Below are 22,295 nucleotides of genomic sequence, written 5' to 3'. Positions count from 1 at the left end.
GGCTATATAATGAAGCACTTGGTATTCGTATATGGCACTTTGAGAAAAGGTGAATACAATCATCACTACATTTCTCGAGCAGAGTTTATTGGAGTTTTCACGACGCTTGCTAATTACTCTATGTATGATTTAGGCGAGTATCCTGCAATCCTAACAAAAGGCGGAACTGCGATAATCGGTGAAGTGTATGCTGTTAGCGAACAAGAGTTGAAGCTTTTAGATAAGCTAGAGAGCGTGCCGCTGGAATACCGACGAGAAAAGATTGAAACACCTTATGGAGAAGCTTGGTTATACCTCTATCAAGATGAGGCTCTATCTGAAGGGAAAATAGTATCTGGTGATTGGTGCAATCGCTATAAAAAGAGCCGTAATCAATGATATGGATTACGACTCTATATCGGCAAAAAGCTTATTACTTCTGCGCTCTTTCGTAAGAAGTAAGGATCTCTTCGCGAGCAGCTTCGATATCTGCCCAACCATCAACTTTTACCCATTTACCCGCTTCAAGCTCTTTGTAACGCTCAAAGAATTGAGTGATTTGTGCTTTTAAAAGCTCTGGGATATCGCCAACATCTTGAATGTGGTCGTACTCTTTTGAAAGTTTAGTATGAGGAACGGCAAATACTTTCGCGTCTTCACCAGACTCGTCTGTCATCTTTAGAACGCCAACTGGGCGGCAACGAATCACTGATCCCGGCATAAGTGGGTATGGAGTTGGTACCAATACGTCAACTGGGTCGCCATCCAAAGAAAGTGTATTGTTCACATAACCATAGTTACATGGGTAGAACATAGGAGCTGACATAAAACGATCGACAAATACCGCACCAGAGTCTTTATCTACTTCATATTTGATAGGATCGGCATTTGCTGGAATTTCGATTACAACGTAGATGTCATCAGGTAGTGATTTACCCGCTGGTACTTGATTTAGGCTCATACAAGTTTCCTTTTTGAAGTGTTTACGCCATGTAGGCTTTATTAATTCTTAACGTCAAAACTTTGCATAAAATAATCGTTTTTGACGGGAATGTATACCCAAGCTGATTCATAGCACATTCGGCACAGAGCACATGCAGAAAGTTTGTTTGCAGAGTTCATTGCGTGAGCTTACTAGGATGTATGAATTCTAGCCTGAACGGGAGGTAACGCAATAGTGAAAGCAAGCACACTTGAATTTGTCTGCTTGCTTTAGTGAGTTCAAAAAGAGATAGGGTTATTCTTCGTCACGGTACTTTTCTAAGAACTCTTCTACTTTTTGTACCATGTTCTTAGAGCCAACGAAGAACGGTACACGCTGGTGAAGTTCAGTCGGTTTGAGGTCTAAGATACGGTTAACGCCGTCAGAAGCAATACCGCCAGCTTGCTCAATTAGGAACGCCATTGGATTGCATTCGTAAAGAAGTCTTAGTTTACCATTTGGGTAACTTTGTGTGCTTGGGTAAAGATAGATACCGCCCTTAAGCAGGTTTCGGTGGAAATCTGATACCAGTGAGCCGATGTAGCGTGAAGTATAAGGGCGCTTTTCTTCGGGCACATTTTCTTGGCAATATTTGATGTATTTCTTCACACCAGCTGGGAATTTGATGTAGTTCCCTTCGTTAATCGAGTAGATATTGCCGTCTTCTGGCACCATCATATTTTCGTGAGAAAGACAGAAAGTGCCAATGGAAGGGTCGTAAGTGAAGCCATTGACGCCTTTACCAGTGGTATAAACCAACATGGTAGAAGAGCCGTAAATTACGTAGCCCGCAGCGACTTGTCTATGTCCAGGCTGCAAAAAATCTTCTTCAGTTGCTGGCGTTCCCGGTGGTGAAACTCGGTGATAAATAGAGAAGATGGTTCCGACGGAAACATTAACATCAATGTTCGAAGAGCCATCGAGTGGATCCATAAGCACCACGTATTTGGCATTCTTACTCAGTTCTTTGTTGAACGCGACTGCTTCGTCCTCTTCTTCACTGGCAACGCCACAAACTTGATCGCGAGCCTCAAGTGCTGCCTTGAACTTTTCGTTGGCGTACACGTCGAGCTTCTGTTGTTCTTCGCCCTGCACATTGTCGGTACCAACAGCACCTGTGATATCGACAAGGCCGGCTTTGTTTATTTCTCGGTTAACGATTTTTGCAGCAAGTCTAATTGAAGACAAAAGGGAAGAAAGGTCGCCGCTGGCATGGGGGAAATCTGCTTGCTTTTCAACGATGAACTCACCGAGGGTACGCAACTCTGACATTTTGGTTCCTTAACTTTCTCAAAACGAAATAACTAGTTGAAGTTTGGTTTTATCATTCAGGTATTAAGTCTACGTAGCGAATCTTATTAATGGTAATAAACTAACTGACACAGATCTCATTTTGTATGTCTTTAACTATGCAAGAATAATCCTTTGCGCTTTTGTTACCGAAAATGAACAAATCCTCAGTAGCCAAGTGTTACTTAGGTATAATAATCTTTTACCAACAGCTAGTTGCTAGGAAGGGCAGTCGTAAATGCATATTCATATCTTGGGAATTTGTGGCACGTTTATGGGAGGTGCTGCGGTATTAGCGCGCCAGTTGGGACATAAGGTTACGGGTAGTGATGCGAATGTGTATCCGCCGATGAGTACTTTGCTTGAATCTCAAGGTATTGAAATAATACAAGGTTTCGACCCTTCTCAATTAAGCCCTGAGCCGGATCTAGTTGTCATTGGTAATGCTTTAAGTCGTGGTAACCCTTGTGTTGAGCATGTGTTGAATTCGACGATGAGATATACATCTGGCCCCCAGTGGTTACAAGAGTTTTTGTTAAAAGACCGCTGGGTGCTTGCAGTTTCAGGTACGCATGGCAAAACGACTACGTCTAGTATGTTAGCTTGGATACTTGAGTATTGTGATTACAAGCCGGGTTTTTTGGTTGGTGGAGTGCTTGGTAACTTTGGTGTTTCTGCCCGTTTGGGCGAAAGCATGTTTTTTGTCGTTGAAGCTGATGAATATGACAGTGCTTTTTTCGATAAGCGTTCTAAGTTCGTTCATTACCATCCGCGGACTTTAGTGATCAACAACCTAGAGTTTGATCATGCGGATATCTTTGATGATCTTGAAGCGATTAAACGCCAATTCCACCATTTAGTTCGCACTGTACCAGGCAATGGTTTGATTCTATCTCCAGCCAACGACGGTGCTATTGATGACGTATTGGAAAGAGGTTGTTGGACAGACACTCAAACTACAGGCGATGCTGAAGGCTGGAATACAGAGAACATTCACAAAGACGGCTCACAGTTTAAGGTGTTCTATCACGGTGAACTTGTGGGCGAAGTGAAGTGGGACTTAGTGGGCGAGCATAATGTAGCAAACGCACTAATGGCGATTGGAGCTGCTCGCCACGTTGGTGTTACGCCAGATTTAGCTTGCGAAGCTCTAGCAAAGTTTGTCAATACCAAGCGACGTCTAGAGTTACTTGGAGAGTTTAATGGCGTGTCATTGTATGACGATTTTGCCCATCACCCAACGGCGATAGCTCTTACCATTGATGGTCTTAGAAACAAAATCGGAGATAGTAAAATCATTGCAGTTTTGGAGCCTCGTTCAGCAACAATGAAGCGTGGGGTTCACAATGATATTTTGGCGGATTCACTGAAAAAAGCCGACTCTGTATATCTCTATCAGCCCGACAACATTGGCTGGTCGGTACAAGACATTGCAGATAAATGTACTCAAAGTGCCATTATTAGCGAGCATATTGATACATTAGTCGCTAAAATTAGCGAAGAAGCCCAGCCGGGCGATCATATTTTAGTAATGAGTAACGGCGGTTTTGGTGGAATTCACAGCAAGCTAAAATCGTCGCTTTAGATATTTGAATGACGAATAAAAAGCAAAACGAAATTACCCTTGCATTCACAGGGGCCTCTGGGGCTCCTTATGGATTAAAGCTCCTCGAATCTTTATTGGCAGCAGATTACAAAGTCTACTTGCTAATTTCTCCTGCTGCCCGAGTTGTGTTGGCAACTGAACATGACCTAAAACTACCTAGTGGCCCAGAAGCAGCGAAGAAAGCGTTAGTAAAGCTTTTTGGCTGTGACCCCGAACGCTTAGAGGTATGTGGCAAAGAAGATTGGTTTTCTCCTGTAGCTTCAGGTTCAGCCGCGCCGAAAAAAATGGTGATTTGTCCATGTTCAGTTGGCAGTGTGGCGTCAATTGCTCATGGTATGTCGGATAACCTTATAGAGCGCGCAGCTGATGTCGTGATAAAAGAGCGTGGTCAGCTCATGCTAGTGGTTCGAGAAACGCCTTTCTCCACTCTACATCTTGAAAACATGCATAAGTTGTCGCAATTGGGCGTGACGATTATGCCTGCTTCTCCGGGGTTCTATCACAATCCCAAATCTATCGATGATCTGGTCGACTTTATGGTTGCACGCATTTTGGATCATTTAGGCATCGAGCAAGAGCTGGTGCCTAGATGGGGGTACGATCAGAGGAATGAAGCATAGCACCTTGATGACGCTATGCTTGATAAATTTAATTAATGGACTTGACTCGCCGGAATGAGCTCAAAGGTATAACTCGACTTGGTCTCGTGAGTCGCTTTCCGGTGAATTTTTTTGAGATAACCAAGTTCGACAAGGCAATAAATAACTCGGTGAATTTTGTTCTCTGCTACTCCAGACAGTTCTTTTACATCGTGTAAATGAGCGGTGTTTTGTTTGCAGCAAATATCACTCACTGCATTGTACACTTTTGATGCTGTTGGATTTAGATTCATAGCAACCTTCCTTGTTAATCAAAGTACAAACATAACCATTTGATTGATGCTTTTATTATGCATGTATCCTCTATTGTGTATGTTTCTCGGATCTGCTTTTCCATCGATGTAATACTTAGAAAACGTTACTAAGTTTTAATGCTTGTTAATGAAGGAAATATTGGTAACGACTACGTAAAATCCTATAGAACTATTGGGGATAAATACACACGAGCCATTACTTGGATGATTGACATCGAGTGCATATAGCCAAAACACATTATTAACACTACAATTCGTAACAACTCATCGGGGAGCTAGTTACACGATGGCTGAGATCGAGCACAGCTCGGAACCCGCAATTGATCAATCGATCAGGAACCTGAACCGGATAATGCTGGCGTAGGGATTGAGTTAGGATTCTCTATGTTCATCGATAGGTCCTACCTCATTTACGCCGCGTATATGGAGCGTAAGCAGTGACCAAATTTATCAAATCTATATCTATAGCCATGACTACGATGTTGGCTATTGTTTCTTTTTCATCTCTTGCTGACACAGACAACAGTGGCGATAAGACACTAACTGTTTATACCTATAGCTCGTTTGCTGCAGATTGGGGTCCGGGCCCTAAAATTAAGAAAGCATTTGAGAGTAAGTATCACTGCAAATTAAAATTTGTCACCTTGGATGATGGTGTATCTGTATTAAACCGTTTAAGACTTGAGGGCAAGAGCACTAAAGCGGATATTGTTTTAGGTTTAGACAACAACCTGATTACTGAAGCGCAAAATACTGGTTTGTTTGCTCCTAGCAATGTCGATGTAGCTAAGCTGAAAGTTCCGGGCGGTTGGACTAATCAGACATTCGTCCCTTTTGATTACGGCTACTTTGCTTTTGTTTACAACAAAGACAAACTCAAGAATCCACCAAAAAGTTTGAAAGACTTGGTTGAAAACAAAAATGGTTTAACAGTTATCTACGAAGACCCGCGTACATCGACGCCGGGGCTAGGTTTGTTACTGTGGATGAAATCGGTCTATGGCGACAAAGCACCGCAAGCATGGAAAGAGCTAGCGAAAAAGACAGTAACAGTGACAAAAGGTTGGTCTGAAGCGTACTCAATGTTCTTAAAAGGCGAAGCCGATATGGTTCTTTCATACACTACTTCTCCGGCTTACCACCTGATTGAAGAGAAAACAGATAAGTACGCGGCCGCAAGTTTTTCTGAAGGTGAGTACCTGCAAGTTGAAGTGGCAGCAAAAGTGAAAACAACCAAGCACCCTAAGCTTGCTGACGAGTTCATGCAATTTATGCTGAGTGATGATTTCCAATCTGTTATCCCAACTGGAAACTGGATGTACCCCGTGACTAACGTTAAGTTGCCGAAAGGGTTTGATACTTTGGTTAAGCCAACACATACATTCAGCTTTTCTTCACAAGAAGTCGCTAAGGATCGTAAAGCTTGGATTCGTGAGTGGCAGAACGCATTAGCTGATTAGAGGCTAAATTGAACTCAATACCTAAAGTTGGAATATGGGTCGCGGTGGTTATCGCGGCCTTTGTTATATCCGCACTTGCCGCACTGATTCTTCATGCGCCTTCACTCAGCATTGGCTCTGTTTGGGGCGATCCATATTATCGTCACGTTACTTATTTTAGCTTTTATCAAGCAACGCTATCGACCCTGATTAGTGTTGGGTTGGCAATTCCGGTTTCCCATGCTTTATCCCGCCGGAGATTTAAAGGCCGCACTCTACTGCTCAAGCTATTCGCAACCACATTGGTTTTGCCTGTATTGGTTGGTGTGTTTGGAATTTTATCTATTTATGGTAACAGTGGCTTACTAGCTAGTTGGTTTACAGAGTTCAATGAGAAAATGCCGTTTTCCGTGTATGGATTGAGCGGTATTCTGCTGGCTCATGTGTTTTTTAATCTGCCTTATGCCAGCCGCTTGTTATTGCAAGCATTGGAGACAGTACCTGCTGAACAACATAAGCTATGTGCACACTTAGGGATGAGCCACTGGAACAAATTTAAATGGGTTGAGTGGCCTAGAATCCGTCAACAGTTACCACATGTGATTGGTTTGGTTTTTATGCTCTGCTTCACCAGTTTTGCAACGGTAATGGCTTTGGGCGGAGGCCCGAAATCAACCACCATTGAGCTTGCTATCTATCAGGCAATTAAGTTTGACTTTGACTTGCAATCTGGAGCTTTACTCGCCATTTGGCAGATTATATTGTGCGGGACACTCTCTTTCTCTATTCAACGTCTTGCAAAACCTGTATCGGTAAGCACTGGTTCATCAAATGCCAGTGTGCGAATGGTTCAAGATAACTGGCCAGCAAAGTGCTGGGACTGGAGTTGGATAGCACTTGTGTGTTTATTTGTATTGCCTCCTTTATTTATGGTTGTTGTGAGTGGACTGAATTCTGATATTGGCAAAGTGCTGTCTGATTCGTCGTTTTGGTTATCACTGTTTGCATCCCTAAAAGTGGCTATTTTAGCTGCCATGATAGCGCTAGCTGCAGGGGTGGCAATTCTCACCTCTAGTCGTGCTTGGCGATTACGACACAAACATATTCAAGCAGACCAAATTGAGCTCATTGGTACCATTATTTTGGTTACTCCGGGGCTCGTGACAAGCACGGGTTTGTTCTTGCTGATTCGCTCTTTTGCTGATGCATTCAGTTATGCTTTGCTTGTTGTGGTTTTGGTCAATGCATTGATGGCTTTGCCATACGTCATCAAAACGCTATCTCAGCCTATGCTGCATATTGCTCAGCAATACCAGCTACTTTGCCCAAGCTTAGGTATGAAGGGCTGGCAAAGGTTTAAGTTGGTAGAATGGCGCGCATTGAGGAAACCGTTAGCCCATGCTTTTGCTATCAGCTTTATGTTCTCTATCGGCGACTTAAGTGCGATAGCCTTGTTTGGTAGCCAAGACTTTAAAACACTTCCTTTATATCTTTTCCAGCTTTTGGGCAGCTATCAAATGAATGCGGCTGCGGTAGTGTCTTTGACATTATTGTTGCTAAGTCTTGGCTGTTTCAGCTTGGTAGAGTTTTTGTTTAAAGCGAATTCGAGAAAGAAATATGCTGACTCTTAATAATGTCCACTACTACTATCACGATGCGTTGTTCTTGTTTGACTTAGAAGTTGCTCAAGGTGAAGTGGTTGCCTTAATGGGCCCAAGTGGGGCAGGAAAATCTACGCTCCTTGCATTGGTCGCCGGCTTTATCGAGCCGACCAAAGGCTCCATTGCTGTAGATGGCATATCGGTTGTGGGCCAAGAGCCTTATCAAAGACCTTTTGCTATGTTATTTCAAGAGCACAATCTTTTTGCTCACTTAACGGTGCGGGAAAATATTGGTTTAGGGCTACACCCAGGGCTTAAATTGACTGACAGTCAAAAGCAGCAGGTTGAATTGGCTGCAGAGCAAGTGGGAGTGGCTGCGATGTTGGATAGGTTGCCAGAGCAGCTATCTGGTGGGCAAAAGCAGAGAGTGGCACTTGCTCGCTGTTTTGTTCAGCCGCATTCCATTTGGCTGCTTGATGAGCCTTTTTCTGCACTCGATCCAATCTTGCGAGAAGAGATGTTGTCTTTGGTTAAGACGTTGGCTGCTAAACGTGGCATAACCGTCATCATGGTGACGCATCATTTGAGTGACGCAAGAGCGATTGCGACAAACTTCGCTTTTGTCGCAAATGGAAAAGTAGAAGTCGCCGCTGTGGTCGCTGAACTGTCCGCTAGCCATGACAATCCTTATTTAAGCAAGTTTGTTATGGCTGGAGAGCAGAGCTAGTAAGAAAAAGAGCCAACTGAAATGTTGGCTCTTACAATTTACTCTTCGTTTAATGCTTTAAGCGTTTGGAAAATCTCTCTTGAGGCTTTCGGCGGCTTACTGGCTTTTTTCTCTTTGTTAGCTTGTCGAGCAAGCTGTCTTAAGCGCTGACGATCTGCGTTAGGATATAACTCTATTGCATCAGCAATCGCACTATCACCTTCTTCAATAATACGGTCACGCAGCTGCTCTAGTTTATGCAGTTCCGCTGTTGCCTGTGAGTGCTTGTTTCGAACTTTATCTAAAGCCGCTTGAATTGGCTCAGGATCTTCGGTGCGCATCAGTTTTCCAATGTATTGCAATTGGCGGCGCTTTGCTTCATTTTTGAACCGCTGGGCATCTTTAATGGCATCAGCTAGCTCTTCACTTAGTGGAAACTTTTCCAACACGGAAGGCTTTAGCTCAACCAGTTGTTCGCCAAGTCGTTGCAAATCTTCCATGTCATTTTTCATTTCGGTTTTGCTTACCCAAATGATCTCTTCTTCAGGTTCCCAAGGCGCTTTTTGATTTTTACGAGCCATCTTTCCTGCCTATATCACTATCTCTAACTATTATTATGACTATTTTAACAAGAATCGTGGGGAGAAAGCGAAATTCTTGTTATTCTAACTTCTAATCATAACAAACAGTCAGATTCGAAATGGATGTAAAACAGCAAGTCGCTCAGCAACGTGTTGAGTTAGAAGCCGCCGTTGCCAAAGCGCTAGATATGGCCTCAGCAAGTTGTGATGGTGCTGAAGTTGCCATCACTAAATCGACCGGTTTAAGTGTTTCAACCCGAATGTGTGAAGTTGAAAATGTTGAATTCAATAGTGATGGTGCTTTAGGTATCACTGTTTATCGTGATCAAAAGAAGGGTAGTGCTTCAACGTCGGATCTTAGTGAAGAGGCGATCAAGCAAACCGTAGCGGCTGCGATAGATATTGCTCAATACACCAGTGAAGATCCTTGCTCAGGCCCAGCTCCAAAAGAGTTGATGGTCAAAGAAGTCTTAGATCTTGATCTGTTTCACCCCGATACTCCAGACCCAGATTATGCGGCAAAAGTAGCAATTGCAGCAGAAGAAAAAGCTCTCTCTTACAGCGGAAAAATCAAGCAGAGTGATGGGGCAACCTACGATAGTCATTATGGCGTAAAAGTTTATGGTAATAGCCATGGTTTGCTTGCCAGTTATGCCTCTAGCCGACACAGCACAAGTTGCTGTGTGATTGGTCAAGGTGAAAATGGCGAAATGGAGCGAGACTACAGTTATACCGTTGCCAGACATCGTGATGATTTGTGGTCTCCTGAAACTGTCGGGCTTAAAGCTGCTGAGAAAACAGTTAAACGCTTAGATGCAAGAAAGCTGACTACGGGGCAATATCCGGTGATGTTTGCTTCTGATGTGGCAACGGGTTTAATCGGCCATTTAATGATGGCGATTAGCGGTGGCAACCTTTACCGTAAGTCTTCATTCCTTTTGGATCAGTTAGGTAAGCAAGTTTTACCAGACTGGTTTTACATTGATGAAAGACCGCATCTACTTAGAGGCTTAGCTTCAACTCCATTTGATAACGAAGGCGTGATTACCAAAGATCTGGATATTATTACTGATGGCGTTCTATCGACTTATCTTTTAACCAGCTATGCCGCACGTAAGCTAAACATGACACCAACGGGTCATGCTGGTGGCATTCACAACTGGTTTGTAAAATCGACAGGCCAAAACTTTGACCAGTTAGTCAAAGAGTTGGGCACAGGTTTGTTGGTCACGGAAGTGATGGGACAAGGCGTGAATATCGTGACGGGTGACTACTCGCGCGGCGCGGCTGGTTTCTGGGTAGAAAATGGTGAAATTCAATACCCAGTTTCAGGCATTACTATTGCTAGCAATTTAAAAGATATGTTCCAACAGATTGTTGCTGTGGGTACAGATGTTGAGACACGCTCTCAGATCCAAACAGGTTCTATTTTGCTGGAGTCGATGAAAGTCGCTGGCGAATAAGCTAACAGACTTAAGTGGGGCCGAGCATGTTGATTGCTCGGCCTTTTTATACCTAATCTTGAGCTTGTTGCTCTTCTTTGTTGGCTTTATTGATCATTGGTGTGATGGTCGAACCTTGAACCAAGATTGAAAACACCACTACCGAGTAGGTCATGACCAATATGATCTCTTTAACATCAATAGCTTTTTCTTCGATCACCCAGATCCCAGATGGGATAGATAGAGCCATTGCTAATGCAAGTCCTCCTCGTAAGCCACCCCAAGTTAATATCTTGATCGACCAAGAGTTATAATGGCGATAACGTTTGAATCCGATGTAGGAGAGAAACACGCTCAGATAGCGAGCAGCAAGGACGAGTGGTACTGAAATAGCCATTAAAATCCAGTCTTCTTCATGGAATTCAAACAGTAACATCGACATACCAATAAGTAGAAACAGTACGCCATTGAGAAACTCATCGACGAGCTCCCAAAAGTGGTCGAGGTGCTTGTCACTTTCTTTGGAAAAACCAATGTAACGGGTCCAGTTACCAATCATGATGCCAGAAACAACCATTGCGAGCGGGCCTGATACGTGCAGCACTTCGGCAAATGCATAGCCAGCAGTAGGCACTCCGATAGTAAATAGCAGCTCCATTGAATGGTCATCAGTTGAAGAGATCAAGTAATGGAACACTAAACCCAATACAAACCCATAGGCGATACCACCTATTGCTTCCTGCAGAAATAAGCTCGTGACGCTGCCAACCGTTGGCGATTCTGTGCCAAAAGCGATAGTGAACAGAGTGACAAAAATGACTAGCCCAAATCCATCATTAAACAGCGATTCTCCTTCAATTTGAGTAGAAATACGTTCTGGTGCTTTGAGCTTTTTGACAATTGCGAGCACAGCGATTGGATCGGTTGGAGAAATCAACGCGCCAAATAGCAAGCAGTAGATCAAGTCGAACTGAATGCCGATCAATTGACAAAGGGCATACAAAACAAAGCCGATAAAGAAAGTCGAAAATAAGGTCGCTCCCAGTGCCAAGACAGTGATTTCCCACTTTTGATCTTTGAGATGTGGCAGTTTAATGCCAAGCCCACCAGCGAAGAGTAAAAAGCCGAGAATACCTTTTAACAAAAAATCTTCAAAGTTGATTCTAGAGACAACATCTGTAGCAATAGTTGTTAAATGAAACCAGTCATTTTGCCCTGCGATGAGGATAAGGAGTGATAAAGTCATTGAGCCAGCAGTGATAGCAATAGTGGTTTGCATCTTGCCTATTTTACTGTTTATAAAGGCAATGACCATGGCGGCAGCGGATAAAAAACAAAGCGTGTAATATACAGACATATCCCTAAACTCTGTAAGACGAAATGTGAATCGGATTCTCAAGGTATGTTAATAAAATAGCAAACACTTTTACTGACCACCTACTCACTATTTGAATTGTTTCAAATATCACTGGGATCAATGTATGAGAAACTTGCTGAGTGAGGAATTGGTACTTTTAATTTTTAGACGTCTAGACTCCTATTGATTGTATGGTAGGATGGGGCAAAGATTTGGCAAATTGAGGCGGTATTGTGGGAAGCAGCGCTAAGCATCAAAGTGAAGTTAGACAGCAGATAGTTGATCAACTTAATCAAAGGATTTTACTGATAGATGGTGGTATGGGCACCATGATTCAGGGATATAAGCTTGATGAACAAGGATATCGAGGCGAGCGTTTTGCCGATTGGCATTGCGACTTAAAAGGAAATAACGATCTTCTGGTATTAACTCAGCCAAAAATTATCAAAGATATTCACTCGGAGTACTTAGCTGCTGGTGCTGATATTCTTGAAACCAACACCTTCAATGCGACCACTATCGCGATGGCTGACTACGATATGGAAAGCCTCAGTGAAGAGATTAACTTTGCTGCAGCTAAATTAGCTCGAGAAGTGGCTGATGAGTGGACAGCAAAAACACCTGAAAAGCCTCGTTATGTTGCTGGTGTATTGGGCCCAACTAACCGTACCTGTTCCATTTCGCCAGATGTTAATGATCCCGGTTTTCGCAATGTCAGCTTTGATGATCTTGTTGAAGCCTATTCAGAATCGACGCGAGCTTTGATTAAAGGCGGTGCTGATCTAATTCTAATTGAAACCATTTTTGATACATTGAATGCTAAAGCGTGTGCTTTTGCGGTAGAAAGTGTATTCGAAGAGCTTTCAATCAAGCTACCTGTCATGATCTCCGGCACAATTACCGATGCCTCTGGCCGTACTCTTTCTGGTCAAACAACGGAAGCATTCTACAATGCACTGCGACATGTAAACCCTATTTCCTTTGGTTTGAACTGTGCACTAGGGCCAGATGAACTACGCCCATATGTGGAAGAGCTGTCGCGTATATCGGAAACTTTTGTGTCGGCGCATCCAAATGCTGGTTTACCTAATGCTTTTGGTGAGTATGACCTTTCTCCTGAGGATATGGCATCTCATGTTAAAGAATGGGCGGAAAGTGGCTTTTTAAATATGATTGGTGGCTGTTGTGGTACGACTCCAGAGCACATTCGTAAAATGGCCGAGGCAGTTGAATCTATTGCTCCACGTACTTTGCCAGAAATTCCAGTCGCTTGTCGTCTTTCAGGGCTTGAGCCTCTTACCATTGAAAAAGACACGCTATTCGTCAATGTCGGTGAACGGACTAACGTCACTGGCTCTGCACGCTTTAAAAGACTAATTAAAGAAGAGCTTTATGATGAAGCGCTTGAGGTGGCTAGACAGCAAGTTGAGAATGGCGCACAAATCATCGATATCAATATGGATGAAGGCATGCTTGATGCCGAAGCGTGCATGGAGAAGTTCCTTAAGCTGTGCGCATCGGAGCCTGAGATTTCAAAAGTGCCAATCATGGTCGACTCTTCTAAATGGGAAGTGATTGAAGCTGGTCTAAAGTGCATCCAAGGCAAAGGCATTGTTAACTCGATCTCAATGAAAGAAGGCAAAGAGATTTTTGTAGAGCATGCTAAACTGATACGCCGTTATGGTGCGGCTGTTATCGTGATGGCGTTTGATGAGATTGGCCAAGCAGAAACTCGTGAACGTAAGCTGGAGATTTGTACCAACGCTTATCGAATCTTGGTCGACGAAGTTGGCTTCCCACCAGAAGATATTATCTTTGACCCGAACATATTTGCCGTCGCGACTGGTATCGAAGAGCACAATAATTATGCTGTCGACTTCATTAATGCCGTCGCAGATATAAAAAGAGACTTGCCGCATGCCATGATTTCCGGTGGCGTATCCAATGTTTCGTTCTCTTTTCGTGGTAACAACTATGTGCGCGAAGCAATTCATGCAGTCTTCCTGTATCACTGTTTTAGAAATGGTATGGATATGGGCATCGTTAATGCTGGCCAGCTTGAGATCTATGACAATGTCCCTGAAAAGCTGCGTGAAGCCGTTGAAGATGTGGTGCTTAATCGCCGTGATGATGCAACGGAAAGATTGTTGGATATTGCGGGAGAGTACGCCGGCAAAGGTGCAAACAAAGAGGATGATGCTTCAGCGCTAGAGTGGCGAACTTGGCCTGTTGAGAAGCGTCTTGAACATGCATTAGTCAAAGGTATTACTGAGTTCATTGTCGAAGATACCGAAGAGGCTCGTACCAATGCAAGTAGACCGCTTGAAGTGATCGAAGGGCCGTTGATGGACGGTATGAACGTGGTTGGCGATCTGTTTGGTGAAGGCAAAATGTTCCTACCCCAAGTAGTAAAGTCTGCACGTGTAATGAAGCAAGCAGTAGCGCACCTAGAGCCCTTCATTAACGCAGAGAAACAAGCGGGACACTCGAACGGCAAAATATTATTGGCAACGGTTAAAGGTGACGTGCACGACATCGGAAAAAATATCGTTGGAGTGGTTTTACAGTGCAACAACTACGAAATTATTGACCTTGGCGTAATGGTGCCTTGTGAAAAAATTCTAAAAGTCGCTAAGGAAGAAAATGTCGATATTATCGGTTTATCAGGGTTGATTACTCCTTCGCTGGATGAAATGGTGCATGTTGCTAAAGAGATGGAGCGTCAAGGCTTTGACCTACCACTGCTAATTGGTGGTGCGACGACATCAAAAGCCCACACGGCTGTGAAAATCGAGCAAAACTACCACCAGCCAGTTGTCTATGTTAACAATGCATCTCGTGCAGTAGGTGTGTGTACTTCGTTACTTTCCGATGAGCTACGTCCTGCCTTTATCGAAAAGCTCGATCTAGATTATGAGCGAGTACGTGATCAACACAATCGCAAAACGCCGCGAACTAAGCCTGTTACGTTAGAAAAAGCGCGTGAAAATAAAGTGGCGATTGACTGGGCGAGGTATACACCGCCAAAACCAGTAAAGCCAGGAGTGCATGTGTTCGAAGACTTTGATGTGGCTGAATTGCGAAAGTACATCGATTGGACGCCATTCTTTATGACTTGGTCATTGATGGGCAAATACCCTGCGATTTTGCAACATGAGGAAGTCGGCGAAGAAGCGCAAAGGCTATTCAAAGATGCGAATGATCTGCTTGATCGAGTAGAAAAAGAAAAGCTTCTTAAGGCGAGCGGTATGTGCGCCCTTTTCCCTGCAGCAAGTATTGACGATGATATTGAAGTCTACACTGATGAATCTCGCAGCGAGGTGTTGAAAGTTCTGCATAATCTTCGCCAACAAACCGAGAAACCAAAAGGCTACAACTATTGCCTTTCTGATTATGTTGCTCCGAAAGCGTCGGGCAAACAGGATTGGATTGGCGCGTTTGCGGTAACTGGTGGAATTGGTGAAAGAGAGCTTGCTGACGAATATAAAGCAAAAGGTGATGATTACAACGCGATCATGATCCAAGCGGTTGCTGACCGGTTAGCGGAAGCTTTTGCCGAATGCTTACATGAACGAGTTCGAAAAGAAATTTGGGGCTATTCAGCTGATGAGAGCCTATCGAATGAAGAGCTTATTCGAGAGCGCTATCAAGGTATTCGTCCTGCACCGGGTTATCCTGCATGCCCTGAGCACACCGAAAAAGAAAGCTTGTGGCAATTGCTGAACGTTGAAGAAACTATTGGTATGTCTTTAACTTCAAGTTATGCAATGTGGCCAGGGGCGTCAGTTTCGGGTTGGTATTTCTCTCACCCTGATTCACGTTACTTTGCCGTTGCTCAAATCCAGCAAGATCAGCTAGAGAGTTATGCCGACCGAAAAGGTTGGGATATAGAAACTGCAGAGAAATGGCTAGCGCCTAATTTAGATTAGTCTTTTTCTTGATAAGGCCAGCGATTGCTGGCCTTAAATTTTATTAGATAGTGTATTGGCCTTTTTTCATCATTTTTGCTGCCAGAGCAAGGAAGATAAGCGAAAGCACAAGATAGATAGGTAATAAACTGAACGAATGTACATAGTCGTGCGTAGAGAACACTGGTGTCCCTGCCACTTTTTTACCATGCCAGCCTAAATCAAGTGCGTAGCCAACAAGTGGTTCGGTAATCGCGCCAAGAATAGCATCGCCAGTGTTGACCATTGCTACTATGGTGCCAGCAAGCAGCAGTGAGTTGAGATCTTTTGCCATCGCGAAGCCAATCATAAATGCTCCAGTGCCAAAGCCGAAAAGGAACATCAACACGCTAAGTTCAATATGATTGAGTTGGTGAGAATATAGGATGGCCATAACACTCACTAAAGTGATGATGCCGCCGATAAACATCCATGACGTACGTTTACCTGTATAGTCTGAAAGTAGACCAAATACAGGTCCGCCAACACCTAAGCCGATAAATACTAATGATGTTAAAGAAGCAGCTTGCGAGGTTGTGATGTGATAGGTGGTAGTTAAAAAAGGATTTCCCCAAAGGCCTGCGAATACTGCTAAGGGAGCGAAAGCCAATCCACTGTATAGTGTAAGCATCCAGTTAGCTGGCTTTTTCAAAACTTGCAGACTGTCTTTCCAATGTACTTTCTCTGACATTGGTACATCGTTACTGGAACCTTTTTTATCACGAACGAACAGCAAGAAAGCGACTGACAAAATAACGCCTAGCACTGCTACGAGTTCTAGTGAACGGCGCCACCCCTCATCAGAAACGACATGCGCCAATGGTACTTGGCCAAATACCGCCCCAACCATGACCGCGGTAGGAACTAAGCCGCTGAGAAAAGCGAAACGTTTAGCACTAAACCATGTTGACGCGACTTTAAGGTAAGTAACAGTGGCAAAGGCTACGCCGGCTCCCATCATAGCTCGTCCTGTTTCTGCCCATACAAGTTGTGTTGCATGGGCAAAAATCCAGGCACCTGCTGCACTGACAAACAACGCGATAGCACCAATAAACCTAGCGCCAAAGCGATCTAAAGATGGTCCTGAAGTAATTTGAATGACTAAGTAGCTGTAGAAAAATGTGGCGGCTAGGTTGCCAAGGCCAGCGCCGTTCACATTGAACGCTTTCATTAGCTCACCAGTCATGACAGAAGGAGAGACCTGCAGAACATATTTGTAAAACAGGAAACAGGAGCAAAGAGCTATCGCAAGCCAAGCGACGCGATAATTGGTTGAGCTTTCTTGGTACTGATCTTTTGATAAGGCTTTTACGTTCATTTTATGACGTCCAAATTTAGGTATAAAAAAAGCCTCGGACCCGAAGGTGCGAGGCTTAGTTTGAGATATACAACTCACTCAAGCCCGCACCGCCTGATAATAATAATCTCGATAATAATTTGTTTAATTGTGTTAGCCGAGAAGATCATCATGGTGATTGTGCGAACCTGTAAAACTTTTAACTGGAAAAATTAACTTAATTCAAACTAACAGCGCCATTTTTGGCTGTCAAGCAGTCGAAATAGCTAAAATTTATTTTGAGTGACTAACGATATGATTATGTTGAATAAAAAATTATTATTCGGGCGGTTGTTCAGAATAATAGCCATTTTTAGGGCAAATATATCCGAAAGGTTTGAATTTTTATTTTATATGAGAGCCACGTTTGTGGCTCTTTCGGTCCAAGATGATGAGACTTTATTTGAAGGTTTATTGCTCAAATAACTCAAAGTGCAGCTTCTCAATAGCGTCTGTTGATTCAGACTCGTGGACAAGGAAGCAGAGATTGTTTGGGCTTGCTCCATAACAAATCATCTTGAGGTTAAAGTTTTCGACAGCACTAAATACTTGCGAGGCATAACCTTTTTGCTTGCTGATATTGTTACCTATCAATGCTACAACGCACAGGTCATTTTCGACTTCTACGGTACATAGTTCTTCAAGCTCAGCTTTCGCTGTCGCTGGCAACTCTGGGGCACCGCCTGTAGTGTCAGTTTGGTCTAGGGTCAATGAAACACTGATTTCCGAAGTGGTGATTAGGTCGACCGATATCTTATGCTTGGCCAAGATTTCAAATACTTTGGCCAAAAAGCCATAAGCGTGGAACATGCTGGCACTACGAAGCGTGACCATAGTTTGGTTACGTCTCAGTGCAAGTGCGCGAAATAGAGGCTTACTTTGCACCTGATGGCGTATCCAAGTACCCCCTTTTTCAGGCTGCTTAGAAGAGCCGACAAATACCGGAATATCATGGCGAAGAGCAGGTACTAAGGTTGATGGATGAAGTATTTTTGCACCGAAGTTGGCCATTTCGGATGCTTCGCTAAAGCTAATTTCAGGGATAGGCGTTGCTTTGGGAGCAATCCGTGGGTCGGTGGTGTAAATACCAGGGACATCTGTCCAGATCTCTAGCCCATTAGCTTGAACGGCTTCTGCTATCAGAGCAGCACTGTAGTCACTGCCACCGCGGCCAAATGTTGTGGTGTTGCCTTCAGAATCACTACCAATAAAGCCTTGAGTAATGACGATATTGCTCTCACACAGTGGCAAAAGCTTTTCTTGAGCAAGAGAAAAAATGGTTTCAAGTTGAGCTTCGGCTTTACCATAATTGTCATCAGTTCTCATGACATCTCGAATATCAAAGCGAACCGCATTATTGCCTCTTTCTTTGAATATTTGCGTGAGAAGCAATGTCGACATGAGCTCACCGGTTGAAACCAGATGATCGGTGAGTTTTTTGCTTGGTTGATACGAGGCGGCTTCTGCTGCGCTAGCTACTGAGCTGAGTATGGTTTGAATACTTTTCTCTGTTTCAACAGGATCGGAGAGTTGATCCAATACTGCATGATGTATGTCTGCCAATTGGTTTACTAAACTGTCACGTTGTTCAGCATCTTGAACACCATTAGCTAGGGCTACCAAGATATTTGTGACACCTGAACACGCACTGCTGACGATCAGTTTTGTTTGAGGGTTATTTTCTACAATTGAAGCGCAACGGCTCATTGCTTCAAAGTTTGCGACGCTGGTACCACCAAATTTAGCGACGTTGAAATTGCTCACAGTAATTCTCCGAAAAATATCAATTAAACGTTAGGTTACAATAACCTAGATGATGTTTAATGTTGAAGAGACCAACTGAGCTATAGAGAAAGGCTTATATATTGTAATAGATACCTTCAGAAGCTCTTCACTGGGGAGACCAGTGACAGTTAAGGGGATTCAGCCCCGATAACCGACAATCTCAACCCATACGTTGAAATCATCTCGGCACTGCTCCCCATCAGCATCTTGTTTTGGAGTTATGGCTCCACAAAATGCCTGCCTGGGCAGTGCTCCTCTCCTGCATTAAGCCCATTTATTGAACGTGTTTATCAGAAAATTGTCAATCAATAATTGTTAACAAAACAAGTCCTTTGTAGTTGTTTGTGTGCAAAAAGTACTCTAATGTAACTATTCGCATCATTGAATATAGGAAGATAACATGACGATTCAAAGCTTTATTCCACCGCGACGCATTCTTATGGGACCAGGCCCGTCAGATATATCACCTCAAGTTTTACAAGCCTTAAGTCGACCAACTGTCGGGCACCTAGACCCACTTTTTATTTCTATGATGGATGAGCTGAAGCAACTTCTTAAGTATGCATTTCAGACAAAAAATGAGTTTACAATTGCAGTTTCCGCGCCGGGCAGTGCGGGAATGGAAGCATGTTTTGTCAATCTTGTAGAGCCAGGCGATAAAGTGATTGTTTGTCGAAATGGTGTGTTTGGTGAGCGCATGCGTGAAAACGTTGTCCGAATTGGTGGTGAGGCTATCATTGTCGACGATGAGTGGGGTGCCCCTGTTTCTACCGACAAGGTAGAACAAGCGCTGAAAGACAATCCAGACTGCAAAATACTGGCATTTGTTCACGCTGAAACATCAACGGGTGCATTGTCTGACGCTAAAGCGTTAGGTGAACTTGCCAAACAATACAGAGTGCTAACGATCGTTGATACTGTGACTTCTCTAGGTGGTGTTGAGCTGAGAGTCGATGATTGGCAATTGGATGCGGTGTATTCGGGGAGTCAAAAGTGTCTATCTTGCGTTCCCGGTTTATCACCTGTTACTTTTTCAGCGAAAGCGATAGAGAAAATTCAATCTCGCCAATCTCCAATTCAAAGTTGGTTCTTAGATCAAAGCCTAGTGCTTGGCTATTGGAGTGGTGAAGGTAAACGTAGTTATCATCATACCGCGCCAGTAAACAGTTTATATGCTTTACATGAATCCTTAGTCATGTTGCAAAATGAAGGCATTGAAAACGCGTGGCGACGTCATCAAGATATGCATGAAAAGCTTAAAGTCGGCTTGGAAAAACTAGGCTTTAAGTTTGTGGTTGAGGAAAGTAGTCGTTTACCACAGCTCAATGCCGTTTACTTCCCTGAAGGAGTCGATGAAGCAAAAGTTCGAGCACACCTGCTCAATACCTACAACTTAGAAGTAGGTGCTGGGCTAGGTAGCTTAGCAGGAAAAGCATGGCGTATCGGCTTAATGGGTTATGGAGCTCGACCAGAAAATGTCTCTCTGTGCTTAAAGGCATTAGAAGAAACGTTAACTAACTAAACACTTCGACTTCGGTGAGCCCTATTCTGAGGGCTCATCAATTCTTCTTTCAGTTTTCACACCAGCTGATGGTGGAATGTATTTAACATCAGCGAAGTCTTTATTCGGGAATAGATATTTCGCTTCTGTTCTGATTTCCTCCGCTTTTCTATCTTCCCCCATTCCTTGGTACGCGATAATCAAGTTGGTATAAAATGCGGGACGCGGCTTTCTCTTGATAACCTTTTGTGACCAATCAATATAGGGTTGGATAAACTTAGCATCTTTCTTTACTAAGCCGATTTTCAAGTAGGTGCTGTAAATATCCCAGTCCAATCTATCTTTCCATACAACAGGATTACTTGCCCTGCTTAATATCTCTGGGTTTGGCGGATTCGATTTTTCAAATTTCGTGAGAACATAGTTTGTATGTAAGGCGCTGATCATATAAAAACCGACCACGATTGGCAGCATCAAGCTGGCAATGCGCAATAGAGCTTTGGTTATTTCACTAAAAGGGCGCGTCTTGTAAAGTGCTGAGCGCTGGTCAACCCAATAGAGAAAAATGATAAAAATGATCCAGTGAATCGCTGAATGGTAGAAGGGGTATTCGAGTTGTGAATGCAGCACTATGGGCACAAACAGTGCAAAGGTTGCCAGCCGGGTGCCTTTTTTACCCCGGTGAATACGCAGTAGCACCAAGCCTGCTGCCAATAAAATACCCAATACAGGGACTAATCCGCCTTCTACAGCCCAATAAAGCAGTTCGTTATGTGGATGAGTTAACGATGGTAGCCCCGGCTTATAATCAGGGTTTAACTGATGTTGACGAGCTGTGTAGAGCAGATAAGAGGGCTCAAACTTTCCGTAGCCATAACCAGTAAACGGCTTCTCGATGAACATATCGATGGTTTGTTTGTAGATATAAGACCTAGGGCTATCTAACTTGGCTTTTTGCTCAATGTTTTTTTCACCATGAGATGCAAAGGCGATAATAAACCCAAGGAGTACACCAACGATAATCGACGCTCCCCAGCCAGCAAATCGTTTCACTGTTGAGTTATAGTACAAATACGGCAGCAACATGAATATCGAAATGGCGGTGCCAAGCCACCCTGTTCGTGAAGCCAACACAATCAATAGAGGTAACGTTAATGCTGGGATAATGTATAGGAGCGAGACAGCGCTGATTTGGCTTTGATATTTAATTGGCTGACGAGCAAGAAGGTAGCCTGAAAGGGCGAGCCCGGTTGCTAAAAAGCTGGCCATCACATTTGGCTGTTGAAATATGCCGTATGGCCGGTTTACTACTGTGTTGTAGCCGAAAAGGTTGCCAGGTTGCAGAAAAAGATACTGAAAGTAACCAAACAGTGACTCAATCACTACGGCTAAAATAATAAACCAAAGAATCCTTTGCTTTTGCTTGTTGCTAAAGTGGAACTGCTGCAGCAAGAAAAAGAATAATAGCCCAACCCAGAGTCCTGCTAATCGAGTAACTGACTCCTCAATATTCGCGCTTGTATAAAACTCCGGTACGGTAAGCAAAATACAGCTTGCCAGTAGGCCTATTGTCAGACGTGAATAGCGAAAGGTATGGTTGGTTGCTAACTGATAAAGGCCAATTGCTAAAGTAATACTTAAACCAAACCAGATTACCGGGTTAAATGATAATGCTAAGCCTGAACCGCCAGGGTTTGGTGTAAAGAAGTGCATGGCGACAAGGAATATAAACCCTAGCGAGAATATGAAGTGCCTATTCAGCGGTGCCGCTGGTGCTTCTACTTCTAGTTTTGTACCAGCAGTGTGCAATATCGCCATAGATTTTCGTCC

General features: G+C 43.6%; 17 protein-coding genes and 1 riboswitch. Of the genes, 9 read left to right on the top strand and 8 right to left on the bottom strand.

The window, feature by feature from the left end:
• The first annotated feature begins 9 nt into the window (after nt 1-9).
• Nucleotides 10-378 carry a gamma-glutamylcyclotransferase family protein gene (locus tag L7A31_RS17955; RefSeq protein WP_237363134.1) on the top strand — a complete coding sequence of 123 codons (369 nt, stop codon included), beginning with the start codon at nt 10-12 and terminating at the stop codon, nt 376-378.
• Nucleotides 379-412: 34 nt separating this feature from the next.
• Here L7A31_RS17955 and ppa read toward each other — a convergent pair whose 3' ends face one another.
• Nucleotides 413-940 (bottom strand): inorganic diphosphatase, encoded by a 528-nt coding sequence (gene ppa, locus L7A31_RS17950; protein ID WP_237363133.1) that lies wholly within the window; start codon nt 938-940, stop codon nt 413-415.
• 276 nt (nt 941-1,216) lie between these two features.
• Entirely contained in the window at nt 1,217-2,233 is a 1,017-nt protein-coding gene (gene fbp / locus L7A31_RS17945; RefSeq protein WP_237363132.1) for a class 1 fructose-bisphosphatase, read from the bottom strand.
• Nucleotides 2,234-2,489: 256 nt separating this feature from the next.
• On the opposite strand from fbp, the gene mpl reads away from it, so the two are divergent.
• Nucleotides 2,490-3,836 carry a UDP-N-acetylmuramate:L-alanyl-gamma-D-glutamyl-meso-diaminopimelate ligase gene (gene mpl / locus L7A31_RS17940; protein ID WP_237363131.1) on the top strand — a complete coding sequence of 449 codons (1,347 nt, stop codon included), beginning with the start codon at nt 2,490-2,492 and terminating at the stop codon, nt 3,834-3,836.
• Nucleotides 3,837-3,844: 8 nt separating this feature from the next.
• Nucleotides 3,845-4,477 carry a flavin prenyltransferase UbiX gene (locus tag L7A31_RS17935; RefSeq protein WP_237363130.1) on the top strand — a complete coding sequence of 211 codons (633 nt, stop codon included), beginning with the start codon at nt 3,845-3,847 and terminating at the stop codon, nt 4,475-4,477.
• 32 nt (nt 4,478-4,509) lie between these two features.
• On the opposite strand, the gene L7A31_RS17930 is transcribed toward L7A31_RS17935, so the two are convergent.
• Nucleotides 4,510-4,749, bottom strand: a complete 240-nt coding sequence (locus L7A31_RS17930; RefSeq protein WP_237363129.1) for a hypothetical protein — start codon at nt 4,747-4,749, stop codon at nt 4,510-4,512.
• Nucleotides 4,750-5,240: 491 nt separating this feature from the next.
• Between L7A31_RS17930 and thiB the strand changes: the two genes are divergently transcribed.
• Genes thiB through thiQ form a run of 3 tightly spaced genes read left to right on the top strand, consistent with a single transcriptional unit; the run spans nt 5,241 to nt 8,537 of the window.
• A complete protein-coding gene (gene thiB / locus L7A31_RS17925; protein ID WP_435532915.1) occupies nt 5,241-6,230 on the top strand; it encodes a thiamine ABC transporter substrate binding subunit in 990 nt (329 codons plus the stop codon).
• 8 nt (nt 6,231-6,238) lie between these two features.
• Nucleotides 6,239-7,840: a thiamine/thiamine pyrophosphate ABC transporter permease ThiP gene (gene thiP, locus L7A31_RS17920; RefSeq protein WP_237363128.1), complete on the top strand. Its 1,602-nt coding sequence runs from the start codon at nt 6,239-6,241 to the stop codon at nt 7,838-7,840.
• The gene (thiQ, locus tag L7A31_RS17915; RefSeq protein WP_237363127.1) at nt 7,827-8,537 is read left to right on the top strand and encodes a thiamine ABC transporter ATP-binding protein; all 711 of its coding nucleotides are present in this window, start codon (nt 7,827-7,829) and stop codon (nt 8,535-8,537) included. Before thiP ends, thiQ begins: the two co-directional genes overlap by 14 nt.
• A gap of 38 nt (nt 8,538-8,575) precedes the next feature.
• Here thiQ and yjgA read toward each other — a convergent pair whose 3' ends face one another.
• On the bottom strand, nt 8,576-9,097 hold the full coding sequence (gene yjgA / locus L7A31_RS17910) for a ribosome biogenesis factor YjgA (RefSeq protein WP_237363126.1): 522 nt from the start codon (nt 9,095-9,097) through the stop codon (nt 8,576-8,578).
• A gap of 119 nt (nt 9,098-9,216) precedes the next feature.
• Here yjgA and pmbA point away from each other — a divergent pair, with 119 nt between their 5' ends.
• On the top strand, nt 9,217-10,560 hold the full coding sequence (pmbA, locus tag L7A31_RS17905) for a metalloprotease PmbA (protein ID WP_237363125.1): 1,344 nt from the start codon (nt 9,217-9,219) through the stop codon (nt 10,558-10,560).
• A 52-nt stretch (nt 10,561-10,612) separates the two neighbouring features.
• On the opposite strand, the gene L7A31_RS17900 is transcribed toward pmbA, so the two are convergent.
• Nucleotides 10,613-11,896 (bottom strand): cation:proton antiporter, encoded by a 1,284-nt coding sequence (locus L7A31_RS17900; protein WP_237363124.1) that lies wholly within the window; start codon nt 11,894-11,896, stop codon nt 10,613-10,615.
• Between the two features lie 233 nt (nt 11,897-12,129).
• Here L7A31_RS17900 and metH point away from each other — a divergent pair, with 233 nt between their 5' ends.
• Nucleotides 12,130-15,825, top strand: a complete 3,696-nt coding sequence (gene metH / locus L7A31_RS17895; RefSeq protein WP_237363123.1) for a methionine synthase — start codon at nt 12,130-12,132, stop codon at nt 15,823-15,825.
• 43 nt (nt 15,826-15,868) lie between these two features.
• Here the strand turns inward: metH and L7A31_RS17890 are convergent, their stop codons facing one another.
• Nucleotides 15,869-17,161, bottom strand: coding sequence for an MFS transporter (locus tag L7A31_RS17890; protein WP_237363122.1), 1,293 nt, complete (start codon nt 17,159-17,161; stop codon nt 15,869-15,871).
• Nucleotides 17,162-17,590: 429 nt separating this feature from the next.
• Nucleotides 17,591-18,943, bottom strand: a complete 1,353-nt coding sequence (gene lysC / locus L7A31_RS17885) for a lysine-sensitive aspartokinase 3 (protein WP_237363121.1) — start codon at nt 18,941-18,943, stop codon at nt 17,591-17,593.
• Nucleotides 18,944-19,055: 112 nt separating this feature from the next.
• Nucleotides 19,056-19,231, bottom strand: a riboswitch (Lysine riboswitch).
• 133 nt (nt 19,232-19,364) lie between these two features.
• Here lysC and L7A31_RS17880 point away from each other — a divergent pair.
• Complete coding sequence (locus L7A31_RS17880) at nt 19,365-20,486, top strand: pyridoxal-phosphate-dependent aminotransferase family protein (RefSeq protein WP_237363120.1); 1,122 nt, start codon at nt 19,365-19,367, stop codon at nt 20,484-20,486.
• A gap of 21 nt (nt 20,487-20,507) precedes the next feature.
• On the opposite strand, the gene L7A31_RS17875 is transcribed toward L7A31_RS17880, so the two are convergent.
• The gene (locus tag L7A31_RS17875; protein WP_237363119.1) at nt 20,508-22,283 is read right to left on the bottom strand and encodes a PglL family O-oligosaccharyltransferase; all 1,776 of its coding nucleotides are present in this window, start codon (nt 22,281-22,283) and stop codon (nt 20,508-20,510) included.
• Nucleotides 22,284-22,295: the final 12 nt, after the last annotated feature.

Source organism: Vibrio marisflavi CECT 7928 (assembly GCF_921294215.1).
GTDB lineage: Bacteria > Pseudomonadota > Gammaproteobacteria > Enterobacterales > Vibrionaceae > Vibrio > Vibrio marisflavi.
The sequence above is the reverse complement of the archived record's forward strand: the minus strand, read 5'-3'. Positions and strand labels throughout refer to the sequence as shown.